The following is a 23,997-nucleotide window of genomic DNA, read 5'->3' on the forward strand; positions in this document are numbered from 1 at the left end:
GCTTCAGCCGCGATGCTCTTCCGACGCCGCCACCTGCACCTGATTGCGACCACCATGCTTGGCCGCATACAGCGCCTTGTCCGCGCGCTCACGCAGTTGTTCCGCTTCGCTGTGCACATCGGTGCCGGCGATACCGGCACTGAGGGTGCAGGAGAATTCGCCGCCATCGGCGATGAAGCGCAGCTCGGCGAAGCGCTCGCGAATCTCGTCGACGATCTGCTTGGCCTGTTGCGGGTTGCAGTCCGGCAGTACCGCGAGAAATTCCTCGCCGCCATAGCGCCCCAGGCTGTCGACCCGACGCAGGCGCTGGCGCAGCAGATTGGCCAGGGCGCGGATGACGTTATCGCCAGCGGCGTGACCATGTTCGTCGTTGACCCGCTTGAAGTGATCGATATCCAGCATCACCACGCTGGCGCGGTCGCCACTGCGTAGCGTGCGTTCCAGTTCGATGGCCACCTGCTCCTTGATATCGCCATGCTTGAGCAGGCCGGTGAGGCTGTCGCGCGCCAGGGCGTTGGACAGCAGGCGTGCGCGCTGAGCGCGGGAGAACACGGTGGCAACCAGGGCGTTGTCGGAAATCGGTTTGGTGACGAAGTCATCGCCGGCCTTGATCAGCGCATTCATCTGCTTGCCGATATCGGTTTCCGCCGACAGATAGATAATCGGGATGCGCAGCCAGTCGTCGTTGCAGCGGATGATCTGCGCCAGTTCAGGGCCGGTGCAGTCCGGCATGTTGACGTCGAGCAGCACCACTTCGGGATTGAAGTCGCGCAGGTGCTCGAAGATCTGCGCCGGGTCCTGAAGGATTTCCACCAGCATGCCGGCGTCGCGCAGCACCAGGCTGTAGCGGCTGGCCAGATCGCGGTCGTCGTCGACGATCAGCACCCGGTAGGGCTCGCCGCTCTGCTGAGCGAAGCAGCGTTCCAGGCGGCTTTCCAGCTGCGGAATGTCCACCGGCTTGGCGAAGAAACCCAATGCACCGGCCCGCACCGCCTGCAACTGGGTGGCGAAGTCATCCTGGTGAGTCAGCACCAGCAGCGGCAGTGGCACCTCCAGGCGCTGCTGCAGGCCTGCGGCATAGTCCAGGCCGCTGCAGTCTTCGCTGGCCAGATTGACGTCGACGATCAGCGCGTCCGGTATCTGCTGCTCCAGGGCCGCATCGAGACCGGCGATGGAATTGAAGTGTTCGGCCTGATAGCCGAAGTTGTTCAGGGTCAGGCGCATGTTTTCGCCTACGGCTATTTCATCCTCGAGGATGTAGATGAGCCGGGACTCGGTTTCTCCGCGTAGCGCCTGTGGCATCTGCTGCTGCACTGCTCCGGCTGCCTCGCTGCTGGAGGTCTGGTTGCCCAGGCGTTGCAGCGCCGCGATGAATTCGCCAAGTTCGTGCTGCAGGCGTTGCTGATGCTCCAGCCAGCGCTCGGCCTGTTGTTCCAGCTCCCGGGCTTGCTGGCCGAGCTGGTCGAAACCGAAGGTGCCGGCACTGCCGGCCAAGCGATGCAGTTGGTCACGTAGCGCCTGCAACAGGTGCCTGCGCTGCTCGTTGTCGGCCTCGAGCAATTGCTCGCCCTGCTGCGTCAGTTGCGGAAGCTCCTGGCGCAGGCGTTCGGCGAATTGCTGGCCGAGCTGCTGCAGACGCTCTTGCAAGGTCTGAGGGATGGCGTTGCCGTCGTGCTTATCCATGGCGTTGGCTCCAGATCTGTCGGATCTGGGCGGCGAGCTGCATGGGATCGAAGGGTTTCACGATCACGTCGAGCGCGCCCAGGCTGCGGTAATGGGCCACCTCGCCGGGCTGGACCTTGGCCGTCATGAAGGCTACCGGCACCTCACCGATATCCACCAGTTGGCGCAGCCTCTCCAGCGTTTGCGGGCCGTCCATGCCAGGCATCATCACGTCGAGCAGGATGAAGTCGGGCGCGAAGCCTTGCACCTGATCGAGCGCTTCCTGGCCGCTGGCGCAGCTCAGTACCTGGAAGCCGCCGACGGCTTCCAGGGCGACCTTGGCCACGGCCTGGATCGAGGGGTCGTCCTCGACGTGAAGGATGCGCTTGAGCTCAGTCATGGCGGGTCTCCTTGGCGGGTAACAGGCGGTTGAGCATGTTCAGGAAGTGTTGCCCATCATTGCGCGATTTGGCCAGCGCCGCGCTCACCCCGGCGAACTCATTGCCATCCATCTCGCTGGCCGAGAGCACGGCCACCGGTAGCCCTGGCCGCTGGTTCTGCAGTTCGTCGAGCAGCTCCAGGCCGTTGCCGTCAGGCAGACCGAGATCGAGCAGAACCAGGTCGAAAGGCTGCTCGGCGAGCAGGCGACGCGCTTCGGCGAGGCTGTCGGCGGGAATGAACTCGGCCAGCTCGCGGCCCTGTTCGGCGACCACCAGACGCAGATCGTGATCGTCTTCCACGTGTAACACGCGTGGGCTCTGCGGCAGGTTCTGCAAGGCCTGAGCAAGACTGGCGAGCAGGCGCTGCGGGTCGATCGGCTTGCTCAGCCAGTCCAGCGCGGGCACCCCGTCGAGCGCCAGACGGCCTTCTTCACAGGCGGCCGATACCACCAGAATCGGCAGCTCGCGATAGCGCGCGTCGGCGCGCAGTTCCTGTACCAGTTGCATGCCGTCACCGTCCGGTAGGCGCAGGTCGAGGCTGATGGCGGCGGGTATTTCCTCGCGCAGGCTGGCGCGGGCTTCGTCCAGGCTGTAAGCCAGACGCACGCGATAGCCGGCGTTTTCCAGCAACTGGCGCAGCAGGTTGGCGATATCCGGTTCGTCCTCGACCACCAACAGGCTACGCCGGCCGTCGCTGGCAGCGGGCCGGGCGGCTTCGGCCAGCGCGGGCAGCTCGAACCAGAAGCAGGCGCCCTGGCCTTCTACCGAGTCGAAGCCGATCTGTCCGCCCATGCGTTCGATCAGCTCCTTGCTGATCGCCAGGCCCAGGCCGGTGCCGCCTTTGCTGCGGCTGTCACTGGCGTCGGCCTGGGAGAACTTGCTGAAGATGCGCTGGCGAAATTCGGCAGCGATGCCTGGACCCTGGTCGCTGACCTCGACGCGCACGCGAGTGCCGCGACCTTCGGCGCGCAGGTGCACCTCGGCGCCGGGCGGCGAGTACTTCACGGCGTTGGAGATGAAGTTGGCCAGTACCTGTTGCAGACGCATGGCATCGACCCGTACGAGGGCTGGCACGCAGTCGAGAAGGCGCAGCTTGACCTGGTGGCGGTCGGCGTAGGCCTGGTTGCTGTCCAGCGCTTCCTGGAGCTGGGTGGCAAGCGTGCGGGGTTGCAGGTCGAACTGCATCTTGCCTGCCTCCAGTTTGTCCATGTCCAGCAGATCGTTGATCAGGTGACTGAGGCGCTGGCTGTTGGCCTGGGCGATGCCCAGCATGGTCCGCATGCTTTCCGGTACCGTGCCCAGTGCGCCGCCATTGATCAGGCCCAGCGAGCCGGCGATGGCGGTAAGCGGGGTGCGCAGCTCGTGGCTGACGGTGGAGACGAACTCGCTCTTGAGGCGCTCGATGCGCTTGGCCTCACTCTGGTCCATGGTGGTGCCGGTGATGCGCTGCGGGTAGCCGTTGGCGTCGCGCTGGATGTAACCGCGCAGCAGCACCGGCAGTTCGCTGCCGTCGACACGCAGCAGGCGACAGTCGATGGTGAAGTTGCTGGCGCCTGTGGACAGTGCCTGTTTCAGACGGGCGCGCGTTGCGGGCAGATCGTCCGGGTGTACCAGGTTTTCCCAGGCCCAGGGGTCATCGGCAAAGCCGGGCGGGCCCTGCTCCGGATAGCCGAGCATCTGCCAGCCGTGGGCCGAGGCGAAGAAGCTGCCGGCTTTGACCTCGATATCCCACCAACCGTCATTACCGCCCTTGAGCGCCAGCGCCAGGCGCTCTTCGCTGCGGTGCAGCTGTTCGGTGATGCGCTCGGCCAACTGCTGTACCTGCTCGCGGCGCAGGCTCAGGCTGCTGATCAGGAAGAACAGCAGCAGGCTGATGCAGACCCCCAGGGCGAGCAGTGAGCCCTCGCCGCGATGGACGCCGTCGAGAAAACCCGGGGCGTAGTGAAAGTTCAGGTACCAGCGCTGGCCGAACAGTTCCAGCTCTCGCTGGGTGTCGGCAGCTCTATCGAGGGCGTTGCCGCTGCTGCTGTAAAGCAGGTCGGCGGCACCCGTATCGGGGCCGGCATAGAGCTCGAACTCCAGCTCGCGTTGGCGCGCACCGAGGATGCCGTGCATCAGGTCGTGCGCGCGGTAGGGGCTGTAGGCAAAGCCGCGTAGCGCGGCGAGGCGCTGCTCGGGGGTGTCCAGCGGTTGGCCGTGCCAGTACACCGGGGTGTACAGCAACAAGCCCGGTTGGACCTTGCCGTGGGTTTCCTGCACCAGCGTGACACGGCCGGACAGACGGCTCTGGCCGCTGCGTGCAGCGCTCAGCATGGCGGCCTGGCGCACGGGCTCGGATAGCATGTCGAAGCCGAAGGCGACCAGATTACGTCCGGCGAAAGGCTCGATGTAGCGAATGGCGCTGTACAGCGTGCGCTCGCCAAGCGGGCGCACGCGGAAGTTGGGGTAGCCTTCGGCACGCATCTCGGTTTCGAAGGCGTGCAGCTGCTCGGCGGGCAGCACCTGGCTGAACCCCAGGCCCTGGATGCCCGGGTAGCGTTCCTCCAGGTTCAGGCGACGCGCATAGGTGCGCCAGTCGTCGCGACTGACCGCTTCGCTGGCATCGAGCAGGGCGGCGGCGCCGAGCAGGATGCTTTCCTGGTCATGCATGCGTTGGACGATAGCCGCGCTGATTTCGTCGGCAAGGAGCTCGAGTTGGCGTGTGGCGGACGCGCTCTGGCTCTGGCGCAAGCCGTCCCAAGCCAGCAGCGTGGTGCCGAGCGCCAGCGCCAGCACGCCCCAGGCCAGCAGATTGTTGCGGCTGAACAGTTGCCCGAGCAGTTGCAGGCGCAGCGTGATGTTGTCGTTCATGACTGCACCCCGACCTGCGGCAGGTCCAGCCAGAAGGTGCTGCCTTGCCCCTCCACGGAGTCGAAGCCGATACGTCCCCCCATGTGTTCGATGATCTCCTTGCTGATCGCCAGGCCCAGGCCTGTGCCGCCCTGGCGGCGGGTGTCACCAGCATCGGCCTGGGCAAACTTGCTGAAGATGCGCGGCTTGAAGTCCGGCGCGATGCCCTGGCCCTGGTCACGCACGCTGATGCGTACCCAGCCGTCCCCGGGCACCGCTGCCAGCTCCACGCTCTGTCCGGCGGCGGAAAACTTGGCGGCATTGGCCAGCAGGTTGGCCAGCACCTGTTCCAGGCGCTGGGCGTCGGCGGTTACCTGGCAATCGATGCCCGGCAGCAGCAGAAGTCGCACCCCATGATGCTCGGCATAGGGCTGGTTGTTGTGCAGCGCCTGCTCCAGCAACGGGCGCAGGGCCAGCGGCTGCAGATCGAAGCGCATCTTGCCGGCGACCAGCTTGTCGATGTCCAGCAGGTCGTCGATCAGCTTGCGCAGACGCTGGCTGTTGCTCTGGGCGATTTCCAGCATCTGCTGCATCTGCTCCGGCACCGCGCCCAGGGCGCCACCGTTGATCAGGCCGAGCGAGCCTGCGATGGCGGTCAGCGGCGTGCGCAGCTCATGGCTGACGGTGGAGACGAACTCGTTCTGCAGTTGCTCGCTGCGCTTGCGTTCGCTGATATCGCTGATGAATCCGTGCCAGAGCGTTTCGCCGCCAGGCAGGCGCTGCGGTGCAGCACGCCCCTCGACCCAGAGCGGACCGTGTAGCGGATGCAGGACGCGGTATTCCTGATGCCAGGTGCTCAGGCTCGCGGCTGAACGGGCGATGGCGGCGTGCACCTGTGGAGCGTCGTCCGGATGCAGGCGGGCGAGGAGTGGGCCGGCATCCTCGCTGACTTCTTCTGGCGTGCAGCCGTAAACGTCGCGGATACCGGCGCTGGCATAGGGGAAGCAACTGCTGCCATCGGCGCGCAGCAGATACTGGTAGACCATGCCCGGCAGCTGTGCGGCGATGCGCTGCAGGCGTTGGCGCGCTTCTTCGCGCTGGCTGAGATCGTTGGCCACCAGCAGGTAGCCCTGAAGCTGCTGGCCTTCGGCGCGGATCGGCGAGAGATTCAGGCGCACCGGCAGGTGCTGTCCGCTGCGTGCGCGCATCTGCCCCTCGGTGCTCTGCGGCCCGCTGCTGCAGGCAGTGCACAGGCGCTCGTACTGGCCTGGCTCGAGCAGCAGCTGCGGCAGGTACCGGTCCTCCAGATCGCCAGGCGAATAGCCCAGCAGTTGCTGCGCTTCAGGGTTGCTGCGCAGCACTCGGCCCTGTGGGTCAAGCACCAGCACTGCGCTGCCGGCATTGTCCAGCATGGCCTGGTGCATGGCGCTCTGTTCGGCCTGGCGGCGCGCCTGCAGGCGCAGCTCGAACAACTCTCCGGTCAGGTGTGCCAGGTGCTGCAGCTGAGCATGCTGGTGGCTGTCGAGGTGGCGCGGCTGGCGGTCGATCACGCACAGGGTGCCGAGCGCCAGGCCCCGGGCGTCGTGCAGCGGCACGCCGGCGTAGAAGCGGATATGCGGGTCGGAAGTGACCAGCGGGTTGTCGCGAAAACGGGCGTCATCCAGGGCATTGTCCACTTCCAGTGGCGCGTCGGCGGCCACCGCATGGGCGCAGAAGGCCAGCTCGCGCGCAGTCTGCTCGACATCCAGGCCAACCCGGCTCTTGAACCACTGGCGCTGGGCATCGATCAGCGAGATCAGGGCGATTGGGGTGCCGCAGATCTGAGCAGCCAGCGCGGTGATGTGGTCGAACATCGCTTCGGCCGGGCTGTCTAGCAGTTCCAGGGCGTGCAGGGCGTCCAGGCGTTCCTGCTCGTTGGCGGGGATCGGGGCTTGGCTCATGACGCGCTCCCTGTGATCGGTAGTTCGAACCAGAAGGTGGCACCTTGGCCTGGTGGCGAGTCGAAGCCGATATGGCCGCCCATGCGTTCGATGATTTCCTTGCAGATGGCCAGCCCGAGTCCGGTGCCGCCTTGCTGCCGGGTGTCACCGGAGTCGGCCTGGGAGAACTTGCTGAAGATGCGCGTTTTGAAGGCTTCCGGTATGCCGGGCCCGCTGTCCGACACGCTGACGCGCAGGACCTCGCCGCAATGCTGCAGACGCACCTCGACGCTGGCACCCGCTGGCGAGAACTTGGCGGCGTTGGACAGCAGATTGGCCATCACCTGGGCCAGGCGCTGAGCGTCGACTCGTACCTGGGCGTCACCCTCGACTTGCAGACGCAACGCCACCTGGTGCTGCTCGGCATAGGGTTGGTTGTGCAGCAGTGCCTGTTCCAGCAGTGGCTGCAGTGCGCGTGCCTGCAGGTCGAAATGCATCTTGCCGGCCACCAGTTTGTCCATGTCCAGCAGGTCATTGATCAGGGCGCTCAGACGCTGGCTGTTGCTGTTGGCGATGCTCAGCATCTGGCGCATGCTTTCCGGTACGGCGCCGAGGGCGCCGCCATTGATCAGGCCGAGCGAACCAGCGATGGCGGTGAGCGGGGTGCGCAGCTCATGGCTGACGGTGGAGACGAATTCGTTCTTCATCAGTTCGGTGCGCTTGCGCTCGGCGATGTCGCGGATTACCGCGATGAAGCGGCGCTGCCCCTGGTGGCTGATCTGCGACACCGCCAGCTCCATGGCGAAGCGCTCGCCGCTCTGGCGCAGGCCCACCAGCTCGCGGGCCTGGCCCACTACCCAGGCTTCGCCGGTGCGCAGGTAGCGTTGGATGTAGCCATCATGGGCATCGCGGTAGGGTTCGGACATCAGCATGCTGACGTTGCGCCCGGCCACTTCGCTCTGCCGATAGCCGAATATCGCTTCGGCCGCATGGTTGAAGGTTTCGATACGGCCCTGTTCATCGATGGTGACGATGGCGTCGACCACGTTATCGAGCAAGGTACTGAGGTAATGCTCGCGCTCTCGCACCGCACGCTCGGCTGCGACGCGGTCGCTGAAGTCCTGGATCTGTAGCACGAAGTGCACGGGTAGCCCGTCACCATCACGCACCAGTGACACGCTGAGCAGTACCCAGAGCGTGCGCCCCAGTCTGTCGAGGTAGCGCTTCTCGATCTGGTAGGTGTTGACCCGCCCTGCCAGCAGATCGGCGACGCTTTGCCGATCAGCATCGACGTCGTCTGGATGGGTGACCTGTTGGTTGGTACAGGCCCGCAATTGCTCGCGGCTGTAGCCGAGCATGCGGCATAGCTCGTCGTTGACCTCCAGCCAGCGGCCGTCCGGGCCGACCAGAGCCATGCCCTGTGGCGCAGTATTGAAGGCATTGAGAAAACGCCGCTGGCTCAGGCGCAGTTCGTCTTCCATGGCCTGGCGCTCGCTGACGTCCCAGATGAAGCCATCGATCCACAGGAGCTTGCCGTGGCTGTCGTACTCGCCGCGCCCCTTCTCGCGCACCCAGACGTTATGACCATCGGCATGGCGCAGGCGGTAAGTCAGTTCGAATATTTCCTGGCGCTCGATGGCCTCGCCGGCGCGGTAGGTGATAGGGAGGTCATCGGGATGCACGATGCTGGAAAAGCTGCGTACCTGGTTGTCGATGAAGTCGCTGGCCGGGTAGCCGCTGAGGTTGGCAATTTCATCGCTGACGTAGCGCATGCTCCAGTCGGCGTCGTTGGCGCAGCGATACACCACCCCAGGTAGGTTGGCCACCAGGCCGCGGAAGCGGCTCTCGCTCTTCTGCAAGGCGCGGGTGGCCTGTTGCAACTCGCTGATATCGCTGGCGATGCCGAGAAAGCCGGTGATCTGGCCATTCTCGTCGAACATGGCGCTGACAGTGAGGTTGACCTGGCGCAGGCTGCCGTCCTTGTGGCGATAGGTCCACTGGCGGGTTTCCGGGTCGCCGCCACGGGCGTTGTGCACGAAGACTTCGAAGCCCTCCAGCGGGTGACCGGCGACCTCGCTCAGCTCGGCGGCGCGAGTCCGGATTTCGTCCGCGAGATGAAACATCGCCAGGGTCTGGTGGCCGATCATCTCCTCGGCGCTGTAGCCGAGCAGGCGTTCGGCACCGGAATTGAACAGGCTGATGGTGCCGCTGGCATCGGTGGCGATGATCGACACACCGGTGGCCGAGTCCAGCACCGCTTGCAGATAGGCGCGTGCCGCGCGCACGGCGCGCTCCTGCTGCTGGCGTTCCAGAATGGCGCCGACCCAGCGGGCGAACAGACCGAGGAATTCGCGGTCGGCATCATCGAATGGCTGCCTGCGTCGCTCGGGGTTGGCGAAGGCCAGGGTGCCGAAAGGCTTGCCGCCCACACGCACGGCGGTGCCGATATAGCTTTCAAGAGCGAACTGGCGATAACAAGGGTGGCGCCTGTGCGGCGAGTCGGCCATATGGGCAATGGCCAGTACATCGTTCTGCTGCAAAGCCAGGCTACAGTAGGTGTCGCCTAGCTCGAACAATTGGCCGTCGCTGAGAGCGTCGTCGGGAGATACCTGTACCAGCACCTTATACTGCTCTCCTTCGATACGGCTGATGATGCCCAGTGGCATGCCGAAATGCTCGGCGCCCAGGCGCAGCGCCTGGCGCAGTTGCTCGGTGCGGGTCAGGTTGGGCAGCGCAGCGATCTCGTTGAGCGCGCGTAGCGCCGCCTGCTGGCGCTGCATCAGGCGCTGCGTGCTGCGTCGGGTAGTGCGTAACAGAACCAGCAGCAGGGCCTCGGCGCCGCACCAGGCGAGCAGCCATTTGATCACCAGCCAGCGTTTGTCGCCGCGGTGCAGATTGAACTGATCGCTGACGTCGTGCCAGATCAGTGCAACCGCCAGTGGCTCTGCACTGGGGTCGTGACGTTGCCGGTAGCTGCTCAGAGCCATCTGATTGACCAGATAATGGCGTTCACCGTCGTCCAGCAGGCGTACGCTATCGCCCTCATCAGGGGGAGGCAGTCGCTGTTGCTGTTGCCAGGCCAGGACCTGGGGCCGCGAATGGTCCATCAGTCGCCAGCGCTGTCTGTCGCTGGCCAGTCCGCGTAGTTCTTCGCCGCTGCCCGAGTCCAGCAGCAGATCCTCGCGCAGTAGCAGAGCAACGCCGCTGTCGAATTCCTGGTCCAGCTGGGCGAGATCGTCGAGCACGCCCAGGGCCACTTCGATGGCGCCGACCCGCTGGGGACCGTTGTTGCCCTCGGCCAGCAGCGGGGCGATGGCGCGCATGCCGATGCTGCCGCGGGTCAGCCCCAGGCCGGCCTGGCTGCTGGCGCTGCGCAGTGCCTCCAGCACCATCGGGCGCCAACCGATCTGCAGGTCGCCGAAATGCTCGGGTTCATGTACCCGCAACAGCACCTTCACGTCTGGCGCCAGGTGCACGTAGAGGCGAAACGGCTGGCGTGCCTGCAACTTGCGCCAGCGCGGTGCCAGGCGGGTGTAGAGCTGGCTGCGGATGCTGGCCAGGTTTTCCAGATCGTTCACTGGCAGGGCGTGAGCCTGGCGCACCAGTTCGGTTACCCAGGCATCGGCAGCGATGGTTTCCACCAGCAGCTGGGCGCGTTCCTGCAGCCCATGCTGGGTGCTGTTAAGGGCCATGCGCTGAATGTCTGCCTGCTTGCTGATCTGCAGTTGCCAGAGGGCTTCGCGCTCGTTCAGCGCCTGGCGCCCGAGAAAGGCGAAGAACAATGCCAGGCACAGGCTGCCGCCGATGACTATCCAGCGGCCGGCGTCCCGGTGGCTGGCGTTGAATGGGTCGAACCAGCGATGACCCGGCCTCGGTTTACTCATTCGTCGTGCCTCAGCTCAGCCCGGCCAGGCGGCGCAGGCGTTGTACTTCCTGACCGTTGATGCTCTGCAGTTCGACGCTGGCCAGACGCATGAGAATCGGTTCGCGGCGGGAGGTGCCGGGCGTCAGGCCGTAACAGGCGCCGATCAGTTCACGCAGCCCAATGGGCAAACGCCAGTCTGCCTTGAGGCGGTTGGCCAGTTCACTGCTGTACTGGCGCAGGGCTTGTTGCAGCTGTTGCTCGCTCAACGGCAGACCCTGGTTGCGCCAGATCTGCGCCTGCTGCAGCACGGCCAGCTCTCCCATGCGTTGCAGCAGGGCGGCGCTGTGCAGGGGGGTAGGGTCCAGCTGACAGGCCTTGGCCAGAACACCGACCCTATTTAGCAGGTCCAGCTGCGTCTGCATGAGGTCCTGCCCCAGTGTTCTCAGATCAGCGTCCTGCAGGCTGGCTACCGGGCGTAGCGCCAGGCCCTGAATCAGATTCAGCGCGGTGGCCGCGCCCAGTCGTTGCACGGCGTCGGGCAGGCTGACGCAAGGCTTGCCGGTGTTGTTGTAAAGACTGCTGTTAGCTGCAGCGATCAGTCGCGCCTGTACGGCTGGATCCTGCTGCCAGGTTTCGCCGAGTTGCTCCAGGGTGCTGGGTGCTGCCGCCGTGTCGCGCAGTTGCTGAAAGAGTTCGTCGCACAGGGGCAGATCGATCTCCTCATCGGGCAAGGCGCAGAGATGGTGAAGAAAATCCTCGTCGTTGTCTGCCGCCACGCGAGGCTCATCATCTTCGGGTAAAAGGCGGCGCAGGCAGTCCAGCACCTTGGGTACCTGGAAGGGTTTGCTGATAAAGGCGTTGATGCCCAGGGCACGCACCTCGAGTACGCTGCTGCGGTCGGCGCGCGCGGTGATCATCACGAGCGCCACGTCACGGTCCTGGCTGCGTATCGCCTGCAACAGCAGAGTGCCGCTGCCGTCCGGCAGGTTCCAGTCGGCGATCACCAGTTGAGCAGGTTCGCGTTGCCAGGCCGATATGGCATCTGCCACGCGTACCTGGCAGTCGACTCGGGCCCCGGGGCGCAGGCTCAGTACGATCTGCTTGAGCAGATCGGCGATCCAGAGATCGTCTTCGAGAATCAGCACGCGCATGTTCAGCTCCTGGTGCTGGACTAGCTTTTCTTCGCTTCGATCAGCGTAGTGGCGTCGACGGTTCTGGTTGTTACAGGTTGCGGACGGCCAAAGTGGTAGCCCTGGCCGTAGTTGCAGCCTAGCTCGCGCAGGAAGTCGGCTTGAGCGGGCTGTTCGATACCCTCGGCGAGGACCTTGAGGCCCAGGCTCTTGCCCAGAGCGATTACCGCGCGGGCGATGGCGGCATCTTCCGGGTCGTCAGGCAGGCCGCGCACGAAACTCTGGTCGAGCTTGAGCTTGTCCACCGGCAGGCGCTTGAGGCGCGCCAGTGAGCTGTAGCCCGTGCCGAAGTCGTCGATGGCCAGGCGCAAGCCCAGGGCGCGCAGGCTGATGAGTAGTTTCTGCGCTGCATCCGGGTCTTCCATGATGGCGCTCTCGGTGACTTCCAGCTCCAGTTGCTCGGGCGGCAGACCTGTTTCTGCCAGTACCTGCGCCACTTTCATATCGAGTTCACCGCGGCTGAACAGACGGCTGGAGACGTTCACCGCGACGAAACTCAGCGCACAACCTTCGGTGTTCCAGCGCACCATCTGGCGGCAGGCCTGTTCCAGTACCCAGGTATCGATGGCGCCGATCATGCCGTTGTCCTCGGCAATCGGGATGAATTCGCCAGGAGCAATCAGCCCGCGTTGCGGATGTTGCCAGCGCACCAGTGCCTCCATGCCCACCTGGCTACCGTCACGCAGATCATGCAGCGGCTGGTAGTAAACGCGCAGCTCGTCATTGTCCAGGGCATGGCGCAGGCTGCTGGCCAGTTCCACGCGTTGGCGGGCGTAGTCGGTCAACTCCTGCACATAGAAGGCATAGCCTTCGCGGCCGCTGCTCTTGGCCTTGAACAGCGCCGAGTCGGCGTTACGCAGGATCTGCTCGACGCTATCGGCATCTTCGGGGAACAGGCTGATGCCGATGCTGGCGCCAATGTAGAGCTCGTGACCGTCGAGGCGAAAGAACGTTTCCAGGCTGCGCAGCAGGCGTTGTGCAAGCTCGGCTGCCTGAGCGGCGTCGGCGCAATTTTCGCTGAGCAGGCCGAACTCGTCGCCGCCCAGCCGGGCCAGCGTGCAGCCACTGGGCAAATTCTGCTGCAGGCGTTCGCCGACGCCCTTGAGCAGCAGGTCACCGACGTTGTGGCCGAGGCTCTCGTTGATGTGCTTGAAATGGTCCAGGTCGATCAGCAGCACTGCACCGCGCAGTTCCTCGATCTTGCTGCGTTCCAGTGCATGGGCGACGCGCTCGGTGAACAGCAGGCGGTTGGGCAGGTTGCTCAGCGGGTCGTGGTGGGCCAGGTAATCCAGCTCACGCTGCGAACGCTTGAGCGCAGTGATGTCGGAGAACACCGCCACGTAATGGCTGACGCGCCCCTGCTCGTCGTGGATGACGCGGATGCATTGCCACTGCGGGTAGATTTCGCCGCTCTTGCGTCGGTTCCACACCTCACCGCTCCAGGCGCCACGGTTCTGCAGGGCATGCCACAGGCTCTGGTAGAAGGCGGAATCATGACGGCCGGACTTGAGCAGGTTGGGGTGCTGGCCGAGGATTTCCTCGTTGCTGTAGCCAGTGATGCGGCTGAAGGCAGGGTTGACGTGAACGATCCGCTGCTCGGCATCGGTAACCAGCACACCCTCCTGGGTGGCATCGAACACTGCTGCGGCCTGGCGCAGGCTGTCGTCGATGGCGCGTTGTTGGGTAATGTCGCTGGCGATGCCGATGAAGCGCTGTGGTTGGCCGTTTTCGTCTCGCAGTAGACGGCCGCGAGAGTGAATCCAGCGATAGTTGCCATCGGCATGGCGCAGGCGGTAGAGATTTTCGTAGGACTGTTCGCTCAACTCGGCGTTGAGTGCATGCAGCGCGCGCTCAGCGTCATCCGGATGCAGGCGCGCGGCCCAGTCTTCGCGGGTATTGCCCAGGGTTTGCGGAGTGAGGCCGAGAAGCCTGGCGTAGCCCTCGGAGAAGAACACTCGGCGTCTCGTCACGTCCCAGTCCCACAGGCCGTCGCGCGTGGCATCCAGCGCCAGGCGCAGGCGTTCCTCGTTACCGGCCAGTTCCAGGCGTGCGCGGCGGTACTGCAGGGCATGGCGGTGCAGCACCAGGTAAAGCAGCGAACTGGTGAGCACGACGAAGAACAGGCCCTTGAGGGACTGCAAGTGCTCCTGTTGCGCCACGGACAGGCCCAGGGCGGTCAACAGATGATCGCTGAGAAGGATCCATAGAGCGGCGAGCAGCAGGTAGCCCAGGGTCAGGCGCAAGGCGGCGATGTCGATACGCATGGGCAAGCGGCAGCGCTCCCTTGTAAATGCTGGCCAGTATAGATGCTTCACTGCTGAAACATTCTCATCTAAAAGACCAACTGGTTTTCTGGCATGGGTCAGGGATAATGTGAGCAGGTTCGTCCTTGCAGGACAAGCCGCGTTCCCCCTTCAAGAGGCAACAGCGCCCATGTGGTACAACGGTTTACTCGACCTGTCGGTCTGGCAGCTGGTGGCTGCGATCTTGCTGATGACACACGTGACCATCGTCAGCGTGACTGTCTATCTGCACCGCTACTCTGCGCACCGTGCACTGGAACTGCACCCCGCGCTCAAGCATTTCTTCCGTTTCTGGCTGTGGTTGACCACGGGTCAGAACACCCGCGAGTGGACCGCGATTCACCGCAAGCACCACGCCAAGTGTGAAACCGTCGATGACCCGCACAGCCCGGTCATCAAGGGACTGAGCACCGTGCTGCGCAAAGGTGCGGAACTTTATCAGGAAGAAGCGAAGAACCAGGACACGCTGCGTATCTACGGCAAGAACTGCCCGGATGACTGGATCGAGCGCAATGTATACAGCCGCTATCCGATTGGCGGCGTGACGTTGATGGCGATCATCGACCTGGCGTTGTTCGGCGTACTCGGCATGACTGTCTGGGCGATCCAGATGATGTGGATTCCGGTATGGGCCGCAGGTGTCATCAACGGTCTTGGTCATGCTGTTGGCTATCGCAACTTCGAGTGCCGCGACGCCGCCACCAACCTGGTGCCATGGGGCATCCTGATTGGCGGTGAGGAGCTGCACAACAACCACCACACCTACCCCAACAGCGCCAAGCTGTCGGTGAAGAAGTGGGAGTTCGACATGGGCTGGGCCTGGATCAAGCTGTTCAGCTTCTTCGGTCTGGCTCAGGTGCAGCGTGTCGCGCCTATCGCTCATCGGGTCGAGGGCAAAGGTCATCTCGACATGGACACTGCCATGGCCATCCTCAACAACCGCTTCCAGATCATGGCGCAGTACCGCAAGCTGGTGATCGCGCCGCTGGTCAAGCAGGAAGTGGCCAAGGCTGACGAGTCCGTTCGTCACCTTTTCCGCCGTGCCAAGCGCCTGCTGTCGCGTGAGCCGAGCCTGCTGGAAGAGCAGCATCATGCACGCATTGCTGACTTGCTGGCACAGAGTCAGGCACTCAAGGTGATCTACGAGAAGCGTCTGGCGCTGCAGCAGATCTGGGTCAAGACCAGCAGCAACGGCCACGACATGCTCGAAGCCATGAAGCAGTGGGTGCACGAGGCCGAGGCCAGCGGCATCCAGTCGCTGCGTGAGTTTGCCGAGCAGCTCAAGACCTACTCGCTGCGACCGTCCAGCGCGACTGCCTGACCGCCGCTCGTTACAAGCAAAGGCCCGCCGAACTGGCGGGCCTTTGCGTTTGTCCAACAGCTCGCACTATGCTCATTTCAATGCGAGGCGAAGGACGGATGGCCGCTGTAATGGACGATCAAGGCAACGCTGTTTCCGAGTTGGAAGAACTGACCTTGGCTCTGCTGCACAGCCGTGCCGAAGTGGAGCGCCTGGGTGCGCGCGAACAACTGTTCAGCAGCCTGCTTGGCAGCGTCAATGCCGTGCTCTGGGCCTTCGATTGGAACGAGCAGCGGATGATTTATGTCAGCCCTGCCTATGAGCGAATCTTCGGTCGTTCCGCCGCGCTGCTGTTGGCCGATTATGGCGAGTGGCGCAACAGCATCTATCCGGACGATATCGACTACGCCGCCGAAAGCCTGGCCAAAGTGCTGGAAACCGGCGCGGTGGAGTCTCGCGAGTACCGCATCATTCGCGCTGATGGCCAATTGCGCTGGCTCAGCGACAAGTGTTTCGTCAGCCCCCGGCTGGGTGCTGAGCCCGGCAGTGTGATCGTCGGTATCGCCGAAGACATCACCGAGAAGAAGCGCCTGGAGGGCGAATTGCATCGCCTGGCTACCACTGATGTGCTGACCCAGAGCAGCAACCGGCGGCACTTCTTCGAGTGTGCGCGTCGCGAGTTCGAACACGCGCACAAGTTCGGCAGCCCGCTGGCCTTCCTGTTGCTCGATCTCGACGACTTCAAGAAGATCAATGACCAGTATGGCCACCAGATCGGCGATCAGGTCCTGCAGCGCCTGGCGCATTGCGGCAGCAATGCCTTGAGGCGCGGCGATCTGTTCGGGCGTATCGGCGGTGAGGAGTTCGCAGCGCTGTTCCCGGGCTGCGAGCCGGATGTGGCTTTGCAGGTGGCTGAACGACTGCAGCGTGAGGTGCAACGCCTCAGCTTTCGGCACGAGGGCACCAGTTTCGGCATCACTGTCAGTCAGGGTCTGACCAGTCTGCTGGCCACTGATGTCAGCCTCGATGCGCTCTATGCACGTGCCGATGCAGCGATGTACATGGCCAAGCGTCAAGGAAAGAATCAGATCGTCCTGGGCTGATGGGTTGGCGATTTTCCGCCTGGGAACGCGTTCTCATAAGCGGAAATTTGCCTGCTCTTATTGTCATCGCACGGTCACTGCTCTGCAGGAAAAATGTAACCTGTTGTTCTAGAAGCCTTGCGGGCTTGCCGCCAGGAGCTGGCGCGTTATCTGCATAGGCTCCGGCAGATGCCGGCCAGGATGTCGGTGCACAATAACAACGACGAGAGAGCATTCACCATGCACCACTCTGCCCGCCTCATTCCGGCCGCCCTGCTGCGTTCGCCGTTGTTCTGTTCTTCCTGAGTTTTTTGCGTACCCATTCGAGCCCGGCTTGTGCCGTTTCCTGGCTCGTGGGTGCGTATTCCCTATTCGTTCTGGCCTGCCTCTTCGTGCCGAAGTCTGTGCCGGACGATGCGTCACCTTAAACACACTGGAGAGAAACATAATGAGAAAGACCTCCCTGGCACTGGCCGTAGCCGCCAGCACCCTGGGCCTGAGCCAAGTCGCCTTCGCCGATTTCATCGGTGACAGCAAAGCCAGCCTGACCATGCGCAACTTCTACTTTGACCAAAACACCGTGAACACCACCAACAACAATGGTGAGGCTAGCGAGTGGGGCCAGGGCTTCATTCTCAATTACCAGTCCGGTTTCACCGAGGGCACCGTCGGCTTCGGCGTTGACGCCGTTGGCATGCTGGGTGTGCGTCTGGATGGTGGTGGTCGTGCGACCAAGACCGGCCGTGACCGTACTCCGGGCCAACTGTTCCCGCTGGAAAGCGATGGCAGTGCCGTTGATGACTTCAGCAAGGCTGGTGCGACCGCCAAGGTTCGCATTTCCAAGACCGAAGGCCGTATCGGTACTCTGATGCCGAAGCTGCCGATCCTGGTCTCCAACGACGGTCGCCTGCTGCCGCAGATGTTTGAAGGTGGCATGATCACCTCCAACGAGATCGACAACCTGACCCTGACCGCTGGCCAGATCGAGCACGCAGTCAGTCGTGCGTCGAGCAATAGCACCGGTCTGTCAGTCGCTGGCGGCAGCGAGGCCAGCAACAAGTTCTACTTCGCTGGCGGTGACTGGAAGATCAACAGCGACCTGACTGCGCAGTACTACTACGCCAATCTGGAAGACTATTACAAACAACACTTTGCCGGTCTGGGTCATAACCTGGCACTGGGCGAAGGCAGCCTGAAGACCGACCTGCGTTACTTCCATACCACTTCCGATGGCAAGAACGGCAAGGAAGCGGGTTACTCCGTAGGTGGTTACACCCGCAACGGTGACGGCGAGATCGATAACAACACCTGGAGCGCTGCCTTCACTTACAGCCTGGGTAGCCACGCTGTAATGCTGGGCCATCAGCGTGTATCTGAAGACAGCAACTTCGTGCAGCTGAACCAAGGTGGTATCGAAGGCTCCTCGGGTGCGAGCGTGTATCTGCTGACTGACCGCCTGGTGAACAGCTTTACCCGTGCCGGTGAGCGTACGACCTTCGGCCAGTACAGCTACGACTTCGCCACTCTCGGCGCTCCGGGTCTGAAAGCTTCCGTGGCTTATCTGAAGGGCACCAACATCAAGGTGGCCGGCGCTGGTGATGCCAAGGAATGGGAGCGTGACATCGCTCTGGACTATGCATTCCAGGACGGCGCTCTGAAAGGTCTGGGTCTGGGCTGGCGTTATGGTGTGCTGCGTGGCAACGCTGCAACCGATGCCGATCAGAACCGTCTGATCGTCAGCTACACCCTGCCGCTGATGTAAGACGATAGGTTCTCGGGGGGCCTCAAGCCTGATATCCCGAAAGCTGAACGAAAAATGCCCGCTCCTTTTGGACGCGGGCATTTTTTATGCGCGACTGGTGACGGCTCAGCGTGGGCTGTCGGCTGGCGCTGCCGAAGTGGCGAGAATGGCGCTGGCCAGTGCCATGTCGTCGGCGTCCTGCAGTTGCGGGTTGGCACTGCGCAACTGCTGCATTGCCGCTTCCAGATGCGGGCCGCGAATTTCGCCGTTGCTGGCGACGAAGCTGCTGGCATCCTCTTCGGCCGCTGCAACCAGCTTGCGATCCTTGAAGGTCAGGTAGGTCGAGGCGGTGGTTGCGCCCGAGGACAAAATGTCGCGCAGCATGCCATCTGCTGCAGCGGTCTGGGCGATCAGGCAGGCACTGAACGCCAGTGCGGCACGGCTCGTTACACGCATGATGAAACTCCTGTAGGGTGGTTCCTCTCCTAGGAGTCGCACAAGCCGCTGGTGGTTCCTTGCGGGCGATGGCCGGTTGCCAGGCCGATCAATTGCTGAGCTTGCGCGCCCGCTGCTGATGACGCCACCAAAGCAGCGCCGATAGCAGCGCCAGTGCGCCGAACAGCAGGAATTGCCAGACCCAGGGCAGGTCGGGAAACAGGTAGGTGAGTGCGCCGACACTGACAGCGACCAGCCCGATCCACAGCAGGTAGCCCCCGGCGCCGAACACTTCGAGAATCAGCAGCAGGGTGGCCAGGGACAACCAGTCCCAGAACGACAAGTGTTGCAGGTAGGTGATCATGAGAAGGCGCGGCTACCCATACTCAGACTGTTCGCTGATCGCCCTTTGGTGTGCATTGCATAGACTCCATTGCCAGATCAATCAATCTAAGCACAGCCGTCTGCGCTCTGCCGCCGACCCCTTCGCAAGGTGGGCAGATGCCAGGTAATCCGTGGGAGCCAGGGCATGTTTGAGCGTTCGCTGATGGCGTTTTTGCTTACCGCTCTATTACTGGCAGGGCAGGGCGCGGCGGCTGGTGAGCTACTGAATGCTCTGCACCGTGCAGCGCCGCAGTTGGAAAAGCGTGCGTTGCAGGATGCGTTACAGGCGCTGCAGTGTGCTGAGCGAGAAGGCGCGGGTGAAGCCCGTCGGTTGGCGGTGATCGATTACTCGCGCTCCTCGCTGGAACGACGTTTGTGGGTGTTCGACCTGACGCAAAGGCAGCTGCTACTGCGGGAGTTCGTGGCTCATGGTCGCCAGTCCGGCGAGCTGTTCGCCGAGCGCTTTTCCAATCTGCCCGGTAGCCATCAGTCCAGCCTGGGTCTGTTTCGCGGTGGTGAAAGCTACAGCGGCCGGCATGGGCATTCACTGCGCCTCGATGGCCTGGAGCCCGGCTTCAATGACCAGGCGCGTGCCCGTGCGCTGGTGATCCATGGAGCTGACTATGTGGCGCCGAGATGGGCGGAGAAATATGGACGCATGGGGCGCAGTCTGGGCTGTCCGGCTGTGCAGCAGGAGGTGATCCGGGTGCTGGTGGATCAGCTCAAGGATGGCCAGTACCTGTTCGCCTGGCACCCGCAGTTGGCCGACGACCGCTATCGCGACTGCGCGAGGCTCAGCGTTGCTCGCTCTGCGGAGTGACGCGCAGTACTTCCTCGATGGTGCTCAGCCCAGCCGCGACCTTTTGCGCGCCGGACAGCCGCAGGCTGCGCATGCCGTCCTTGAAGGCGGCGCGGCGCAGGGCGGTCAGGTCGGTATCGGCGTTGATCAGCGGCTTGATGGCGTCGTTGATCAGCATGATCTCGTAGACGCCGGCGCGGCCGCGGTAGCCGGTTTCACGGCATTCCAGGCAGCCGACGGCGTGATGCGCCTGGGTCGGTAATGGCGAGCTCCAGGGCCGGGTCAGGCCGTTCCAGGTGTCTTCGTCCAGTTGCACCGGCGCCTTGCAGTGTGGGCACAGGGTGCGCACCAGACGCTGCGCCATGACGCCGAGGATAGTGGCCTTGAGCAGGTAGTGCGGCACGCCCAGTTCGAGCAGGCGGGTGATGGCGCTGGGCGCATCGTTGGTGTGCAGGGTGGACAGCACCAGGTGGCCGGTCAGCGCCGCCTGGATGGCCATTTCGGCGGTTTCCAGGTCGCGGATTTCACCGATCATGATGATGTCCGGGTCCTGGCGCATCAGTGCGCGTATGCCGCTGGCGAAGTTCAGGTCGATGTTGTGCTGCACCTGCATCTGGTTGAAGGCGCCCTCGATCATCTCGATGGGGTCTTCGATGGTGCAGACGTTCACCTCCTCGGTCGCAAGCTGCTTGAGTGTGGTGTAGAGCGTAGTGGTCTTTCCCGAGCCGGTAGGGCCGGTGACCAGGATGATGCCGTTGGGTTGGCAGGTCATGCTCTCCCAGCGGCGCAGGTCGTCAGGAGAGAAACCAAGCTGATCCGGGCTTTTCAGCAGTACTTCCGGGTCGAAGATGCGCATCACCATCTTTTCGCCGAAGGCGGTCGGCAGGGTGGACAGGCGCAATTCCACTTCGTTGCCATCCGGGGTCTTGGTCTTGACCCGGCCATCCTGTGGCTTGCGCTTCTCGGCGATATTCATGCGGCCGAGGTTTTTCAGGCGGCTGACCACCGCCATGGTGACCTGGGCGGGGAACTGGTAGACGGTATGCAGTACGCCGTCGATGCGAAAGCGCACCGTGCCCTGCTCGCGGCGTGGCTCGATATGGATATCGCTGGCGCGTTGCTGGAAGGCGTACTGGAACAGCCAGTCGACGATATTGACGATGTGCGCATCGTTGGCGTCCGGTTCCTGATCCTGAGCGCCGAGGCTGAGCAGTTGTTCGAAGTTGCCGACGCCGCTGATCCTCTGGTCGGTGGCATTGGCGCCGCTGACCGAGCGGGCCAGGCGATAGAACTCGGTGGTGAAGCGCTGAATGTCGCAGGGGTTGGCCACCACGCGCTTGATCGGGCGCTTGAGCACGTGCACCAGGTTGGCTTCCCAGCTGTGCACCAGCGGCTGGCTGCTGGCGATGGTGACGCTCTCGCTGTCCACCGCCACGGCGAGAATCTTGTGGCGCTGGGCGAAGGCGTAGGACATCAGCGGGGTGATGGCCGGTACGTCGATCTTCAGCGGGTCGATGCGCAAATAAGGTTGCCCGGCGAAGTTGGCCAGCCAGGTGGTGAGGGTTTCCAGGTCGAGTTTCTTGCCCGGCCTTTTCTGATCGTCCACCTGCTGTGCGGCTAGAAACTCCAGCGGGTGCTGAGTATTGTTCAGCGAGCTGCGACGGATCGCCAGGCACTGCTCAGCCACATCCTGATCGACCCGGCCCTGGGCCACCAGCTCGCGCAGCAGGTCACCAAGATCCAGTACACGGTCAGGGGCGGTAGCGGTGAAGGCGGACATGCGGGCTCCTCGGGGTCGGCCTGAACAAGGTTAGCCGAACTAGGATGCCCGAAAAGCCGCACAAGGGCGAAGTGCCTGACGTGATCGAGCGCCCGCTTCAGGCCACCTCCGTCACCAGGCTGTGATCCAGATGCTGCCAGGTCACCTCCCATACGCATACCAGGCCGCGCAGTTTCTGCGCCAGCACCCCGGCTCGATGCAGCGAGATGCCGTGCAGGTGCAGGCTGATATGCAGGTCATCGTGCAGGCGTTCCATGTGCAAGGCTTCGGGTAACAGCTGCAATTGGGCGAACAGGCCGAGCAGTCGGCACAGCACATCGGCTTCGGCGTCGGTACGCAGCTGGTATTCGACACCGGCATCGGGACGATCCTGCCAGGGATCGCGGCGGTTCTGGGCGGACGGAAACGCAGTGGTATCAGGCATGGCGGCAGCTCGGGCAGGTTTTGCCTAAGTTTCCGCCTTCTTCTGGCAAAAGTTCTGCCTGGTTTTCTGTGTTTATGGGTGTTTAATGGATAGAATTTCCTTATTTCGTCACTGATAGGGATTTTTTATGTCCGTCATTCTGGATGCCTACGATCAACGCATTCTTGCTCTGCTGCAGGAGGACGCGGGTCTCTCCACAGCGGAGATCGCCGAGCGTATCGGTCTGTCGCAGTCACCCTGCTGGCGGCGTATTCAGCGGCTCAAGGAGGAGGGGGTGATCCGCAAGCAGGTCACCCTGCTCGATCGCAAGCGCATCGGCCTGCATACGCAGGTGTTCGCTCAAGTCAAACTCAACGCCCATGGGCGCTCCAACCTGACCGAGTTCGCCGAAGCCATGCGCGAGTTTCCCGAGGTACTGGAGTGCCATGTGCTGATGGGCGCGGTGGACTTCATGCTGCGCATCGTCACCCGCGATATCGAAGCCTATGAGCGCTTCTTCTTCGAGAAGCTGTCGCTGGTACCCGGTATCCAGGAAGTGAACTCCATCGTTGCGCTGTCGGAGATCAAGTCCACCACCAGCTTGCCGCTCGCCTAAGGCTTGATAGCCTCGGGCATGGTCTGTTCCACGTTGCGTTTGCCAGGTGGCGTGAGGCCCATGGACACGTAGATGCTGGTCAGTTGATCCACACCCATGTCGGCGGGGCGTATCCAGGCCTCCGGTACGTATAGGAGGCCGCCACCGACCGGAATCGGCGCGGTGGGAATGAGGATGGCGCAGTAGGCTCGGCCTTCCAGCTCCACGCTTTCCGAACTCGGGCGCAGAGCAAGTACGGCAGCGCCGTCGCCGCCGAAGAAGCACCAGACCGGGGCCATGGTGGTGATGTCCGGGTTCTTGCTCTTGTCCAGCAGGCCCACGAAGCGATCAGCCAGGTTGTAGAAATTACCGATCAGCGGGGTACGCCGCAGGGTGCGATCGATCAGCCAGGACAGCGGGCGGCGCAGCCCCAGTTGCACCGCCAAACCCAGTGGATAGAGGCTGGCCAGCAGCACCAGACTGCCGAGCAGGTAAGCCAGGTAGCTGTTGCTGGAAAAGGGCTGGCCGAGCGCTGCGAACAATTGACCGATGAGGGTCGAGGGGCCGACCAGGCGATTGAGCAGGCTGAATATCCAGGCGAGCAGTGCCAGGGTCAGCGCCAGCGGCAGTAGCGCCAGCAGGCCGGTCAGCCAGGTGGTGACGATGGACTTCAGGCTGCGTTTGAGCATGTAACGGTTTCCTTGACGGTCTGGGCAGTGACTTTACGCCAGGCATGGCAATTCTGGGCAGTTGTGTCTGCGCGCGCGGCCTGTGAAATGGCTACAGCGCTTTTCGTCAGATTATTCGCGCGAAAAAAAGCCCGGCACTAAGGCCGGGCGGAGTGGGTACACGAGGTACCGAAGTAGCATCGTTCGATTGAGCCCCTACATGCCGAGCAGATTCGGCAGCGTCATGGAAACGGCCGGGATGTAGGTGATCACCATCAGGAAGCTGATCAACAGCATCAGCCATGGCAGTGCGGCGCGGATCACCGCCGTCAGCGGCATGCCCGTGACCGCCGAGGTGACGAACAGGTTCAGCCCCACCGGTGGCGTGATCAGGCCGATCTCCATGTTCACCACCATGATGATGCCCAGGTGGATCGGGTCGATGCCCAGTTGCATGGCGATCGGGAACAGGATTGGCGCCAGGATCAGGATGATCGCCGACGGCTCCATGAAGGCACCGGCGATCAGCAGCACGATGTTCACCACCAGCAGGAACTGCCACGGCTGCAGACCCAGATCCACCACCCAGGCAGTGATCTGTT

18 protein-coding genes are annotated in these 23,997 nt (G+C 63.2%); 5 read left to right on the forward strand and 13 right to left on the reverse strand.

The window, feature by feature from the left end:
- Window positions 1-3: 3 nt before the first annotated feature.
- Genes GV002_RS13570 through dibA form a run of 7 tightly spaced genes read right to left on the reverse strand, consistent with a single transcriptional unit; the run spans window position 4 to window position 14,169 of the window.
- A complete protein-coding gene (locus GV002_RS13570) occupies window positions 4-1,683 on the reverse strand; it encodes a diguanylate cyclase (protein ID WP_160018851.1) in 1,680 nt (559 codons plus the stop codon).
- The gene (locus GV002_RS13575; protein WP_125836202.1) at window positions 1,676-2,062 is read right to left on the reverse strand and encodes a response regulator; all 387 of its coding nucleotides are present in this window, start codon (window positions 2,060-2,062) and stop codon (window positions 1,676-1,678) included. Before GV002_RS13575 ends, GV002_RS13570 begins: the two co-directional genes overlap by 8 nt.
- Complete coding sequence (locus GV002_RS13580; RefSeq protein WP_160018852.1) at window positions 2,055-4,952, reverse strand: CHASE domain-containing protein; 2,898 nt, start codon at window positions 4,950-4,952, stop codon at window positions 2,055-2,057. The genes GV002_RS13575 and GV002_RS13580 overlap by 8 nt, the downstream gene beginning before the upstream one ends.
- Window positions 4,949-6,871 (reverse strand): ATP-binding protein, encoded by a 1,923-nt coding sequence (locus GV002_RS13585; RefSeq protein WP_160018853.1) that lies wholly within the window; start codon window positions 6,869-6,871, stop codon window positions 4,949-4,951. The genes GV002_RS13580 and GV002_RS13585 overlap by 4 nt, the downstream gene beginning before the upstream one ends.
- Window positions 6,868-10,734 (reverse strand): PAS domain S-box protein, encoded by a 3,867-nt coding sequence (locus GV002_RS24455; RefSeq protein WP_160018854.1) that lies wholly within the window; start codon window positions 10,732-10,734, stop codon window positions 6,868-6,870. Before GV002_RS24455 ends, GV002_RS13585 begins: the two co-directional genes overlap by 4 nt.
- Window positions 10,735-10,744: 10 nt before the next feature.
- Window positions 10,745-11,866, reverse strand: coding sequence for an HDOD domain-containing protein (locus tag GV002_RS13595; RefSeq protein ID WP_160018855.1), 1,122 nt, complete (start codon window positions 11,864-11,866; stop codon window positions 10,745-10,747).
- Window positions 11,867-11,886: 20 nt separating this feature from the next.
- On the reverse strand, window positions 11,887-14,169 hold the full coding sequence (dibA, locus tag GV002_RS13600; RefSeq protein WP_160018937.1) for a phosphodiesterase DibA: 2,283 nt from the start codon (window positions 14,167-14,169) through the stop codon (window positions 11,887-11,889).
- Window positions 14,170-14,338: 169 nt separating this feature from the next.
- Here dibA and desA point away from each other — a divergent pair, with 169 nt between their 5' ends.
- From desA to GV002_RS13615, 3 genes are all read left to right on the forward strand, one after another.
- Window positions 14,339-15,529 carry a delta-9 fatty acid desaturase DesA gene (gene desA, locus GV002_RS13605; RefSeq protein WP_160018856.1) on the forward strand — a complete coding sequence of 397 codons (1,191 nt, stop codon included), beginning with the start codon at window positions 14,339-14,341 and terminating at the stop codon, window positions 15,527-15,529.
- Between the two features lie 110 nt (window positions 15,530-15,639).
- A complete protein-coding gene (locus tag GV002_RS13610) occupies window positions 15,640-16,611 on the forward strand; it encodes a sensor domain-containing diguanylate cyclase (protein ID WP_160018857.1) in 972 nt (323 codons plus the stop codon).
- Window positions 16,612-17,038: 427 nt separating this feature from the next.
- Window positions 17,039-18,352: an OprD family porin gene (locus GV002_RS13615; protein ID WP_160018858.1), complete on the forward strand. Its 1,314-nt coding sequence runs from the start codon at window positions 17,039-17,041 to the stop codon at window positions 18,350-18,352.
- Window positions 18,353-18,457: 105 nt separating this feature from the next.
- Here GV002_RS13615 and GV002_RS13620 read toward each other — a convergent pair whose 3' ends face one another.
- Together GV002_RS13620 and GV002_RS13625 are read right to left on the reverse strand one after the other, a co-directional pair.
- Window positions 18,458-18,787 carry a DUF2388 domain-containing protein gene (locus tag GV002_RS13620; protein WP_160018859.1) on the reverse strand — a complete coding sequence of 110 codons (330 nt, stop codon included), beginning with the start codon at window positions 18,785-18,787 and terminating at the stop codon, window positions 18,458-18,460.
- A gap of 88 nt (window positions 18,788-18,875) precedes the next feature.
- Window positions 18,876-19,130 (reverse strand): NfeD family protein, encoded by a 255-nt coding sequence (locus GV002_RS13625; RefSeq protein WP_075750621.1) that lies wholly within the window; start codon window positions 19,128-19,130, stop codon window positions 18,876-18,878.
- Window positions 19,131-19,295: 165 nt separating this feature from the next.
- Between GV002_RS13625 and GV002_RS13630 the strand changes: the two genes are divergently transcribed.
- Window positions 19,296-19,970, forward strand: coding sequence for a murein L,D-transpeptidase catalytic domain family protein (locus GV002_RS13630; RefSeq protein WP_160018860.1), 675 nt, complete (start codon window positions 19,296-19,298; stop codon window positions 19,968-19,970).
- Here the strand turns inward: GV002_RS13630 and GV002_RS13635 are convergent.
- Both GV002_RS13635 and GV002_RS13640 read right to left on the reverse strand, forming a co-directional pair.
- The gene (locus GV002_RS13635; RefSeq protein WP_160018861.1) at window positions 19,945-21,729 is read right to left on the reverse strand and encodes a GspE/PulE family protein; all 1,785 of its coding nucleotides are present in this window, start codon (window positions 21,727-21,729) and stop codon (window positions 19,945-19,947) included. The two genes, GV002_RS13630 and GV002_RS13635, sit on opposite strands and share 26 nt — an antisense overlap.
- Before the next feature lie 97 nt (window positions 21,730-21,826).
- Window positions 21,827-22,153: a hypothetical protein gene (locus GV002_RS13640; protein WP_160018862.1), complete on the reverse strand. Its 327-nt coding sequence runs from the start codon at window positions 22,151-22,153 to the stop codon at window positions 21,827-21,829.
- Window positions 22,154-22,280: 127 nt separating this feature from the next.
- Between GV002_RS13640 and GV002_RS13645 the strand changes: the two genes are divergently transcribed.
- Window positions 22,281-22,748: an Lrp/AsnC family transcriptional regulator gene (locus GV002_RS13645; RefSeq protein ID WP_160018863.1), complete on the forward strand. Its 468-nt coding sequence runs from the start codon at window positions 22,281-22,283 to the stop codon at window positions 22,746-22,748.
- On the opposite strand, the gene GV002_RS13650 is transcribed toward GV002_RS13645, so the two are convergent.
- The gene (locus tag GV002_RS13650) at window positions 22,745-23,416 is read right to left on the reverse strand and encodes a DUF502 domain-containing protein (RefSeq protein ID WP_160018864.1); all 672 of its coding nucleotides are present in this window, start codon (window positions 23,414-23,416) and stop codon (window positions 22,745-22,747) included. The genes GV002_RS13645 and GV002_RS13650 overlap by 4 nt on opposite strands.
- A gap of 195 nt (window positions 23,417-23,611) precedes the next feature.
- The coding region (locus GV002_RS13655) for a TRAP transporter large permease subunit (protein WP_160018865.1) at window positions 23,612-23,997 on the reverse strand (386 nt) is incomplete at its 5' end.

Source organism: Pseudomonas sp. 8O, assembly GCF_902506495.1.
Classification (GTDB): domain Bacteria; phylum Pseudomonadota; class Gammaproteobacteria; order Pseudomonadales; family Pseudomonadaceae; genus Aquipseudomonas; species Aquipseudomonas chaetocerotis.

Coding starts and splice junctions, on each gene's coding strand:
- GV002_RS13570 (WP_160018851.1), bottom strand. CDS start 1,683: ATGGATAAGCACGACGGCAACGCCATCCCTCAGACCTTGCAAGAGCGT.
- GV002_RS13575 (WP_125836202.1), bottom strand. CDS start 2,062: ATGACTGAGCTCAAGCGCATCCTTCACGTCGAGGACGACCCCTCGATC.
- GV002_RS13580 (WP_160018852.1), bottom strand. CDS start 4,952: ATGAACGACAACATCACGCTGCGCCTGCAACTGCTCGGGCAACTGTTC.
- GV002_RS13585 (WP_160018853.1), bottom strand. CDS start 6,871: ATGAGCCAAGCCCCGATCCCCGCCAACGAGCAGGAACGCCTGGACGCC.
- GV002_RS24455 (WP_160018854.1), bottom strand. CDS start 10,734: ATGAGTAAACCGAGGCCGGGTCATCGCTGGTTCGACCCATTCAACGCC.
- GV002_RS13595 (WP_160018855.1), bottom strand. CDS start 11,866: ATGCGCGTGCTGATTCTCGAAGACGATCTCTGGATCGCCGATCTGCTC.
- dibA (WP_160018937.1), bottom strand. CDS start 14,169: ATGCGTATCGACATCGCCGCCTTGCGCCTGACCCTGGGCTACCTGCTG.
- desA (WP_160018856.1), top strand. CDS start 14,339: ATGTGGTACAACGGTTTACTCGACCTGTCGGTCTGGCAGCTGGTGGCT.
- GV002_RS13610 (WP_160018857.1), top strand. CDS start 15,640: ATGGACGATCAAGGCAACGCTGTTTCCGAGTTGGAAGAACTGACCTTG.
- GV002_RS13615 (WP_160018858.1), top strand. CDS start 17,039: ATGAGAAAGACCTCCCTGGCACTGGCCGTAGCCGCCAGCACCCTGGGC.
- GV002_RS13620 (WP_160018859.1), bottom strand. CDS start 18,787: ATGCGTGTAACGAGCCGTGCCGCACTGGCGTTCAGTGCCTGCCTGATC.
- GV002_RS13625 (WP_075750621.1), bottom strand. CDS start 19,130: ATGATCACCTACCTGCAACACTTGTCGTTCTGGGACTGGTTGTCCCTG.
- GV002_RS13630 (WP_160018860.1), top strand. CDS start 19,296: ATGTTTGAGCGTTCGCTGATGGCGTTTTTGCTTACCGCTCTATTACTG.
- GV002_RS13635 (WP_160018861.1), bottom strand. CDS start 21,729: ATGTCCGCCTTCACCGCTACCGCCCCTGACCGTGTACTGGATCTTGGT.
- GV002_RS13640 (WP_160018862.1), bottom strand. CDS start 22,153: ATGCCTGATACCACTGCGTTTCCGTCCGCCCAGAACCGCCGCGATCCC.
- GV002_RS13645 (WP_160018863.1), top strand. CDS start 22,281: ATGTCCGTCATTCTGGATGCCTACGATCAACGCATTCTTGCTCTGCTG.
- GV002_RS13650 (WP_160018864.1), bottom strand. CDS start 23,416: ATGCTCAAACGCAGCCTGAAGTCCATCGTCACCACCTGGCTGACCGGC.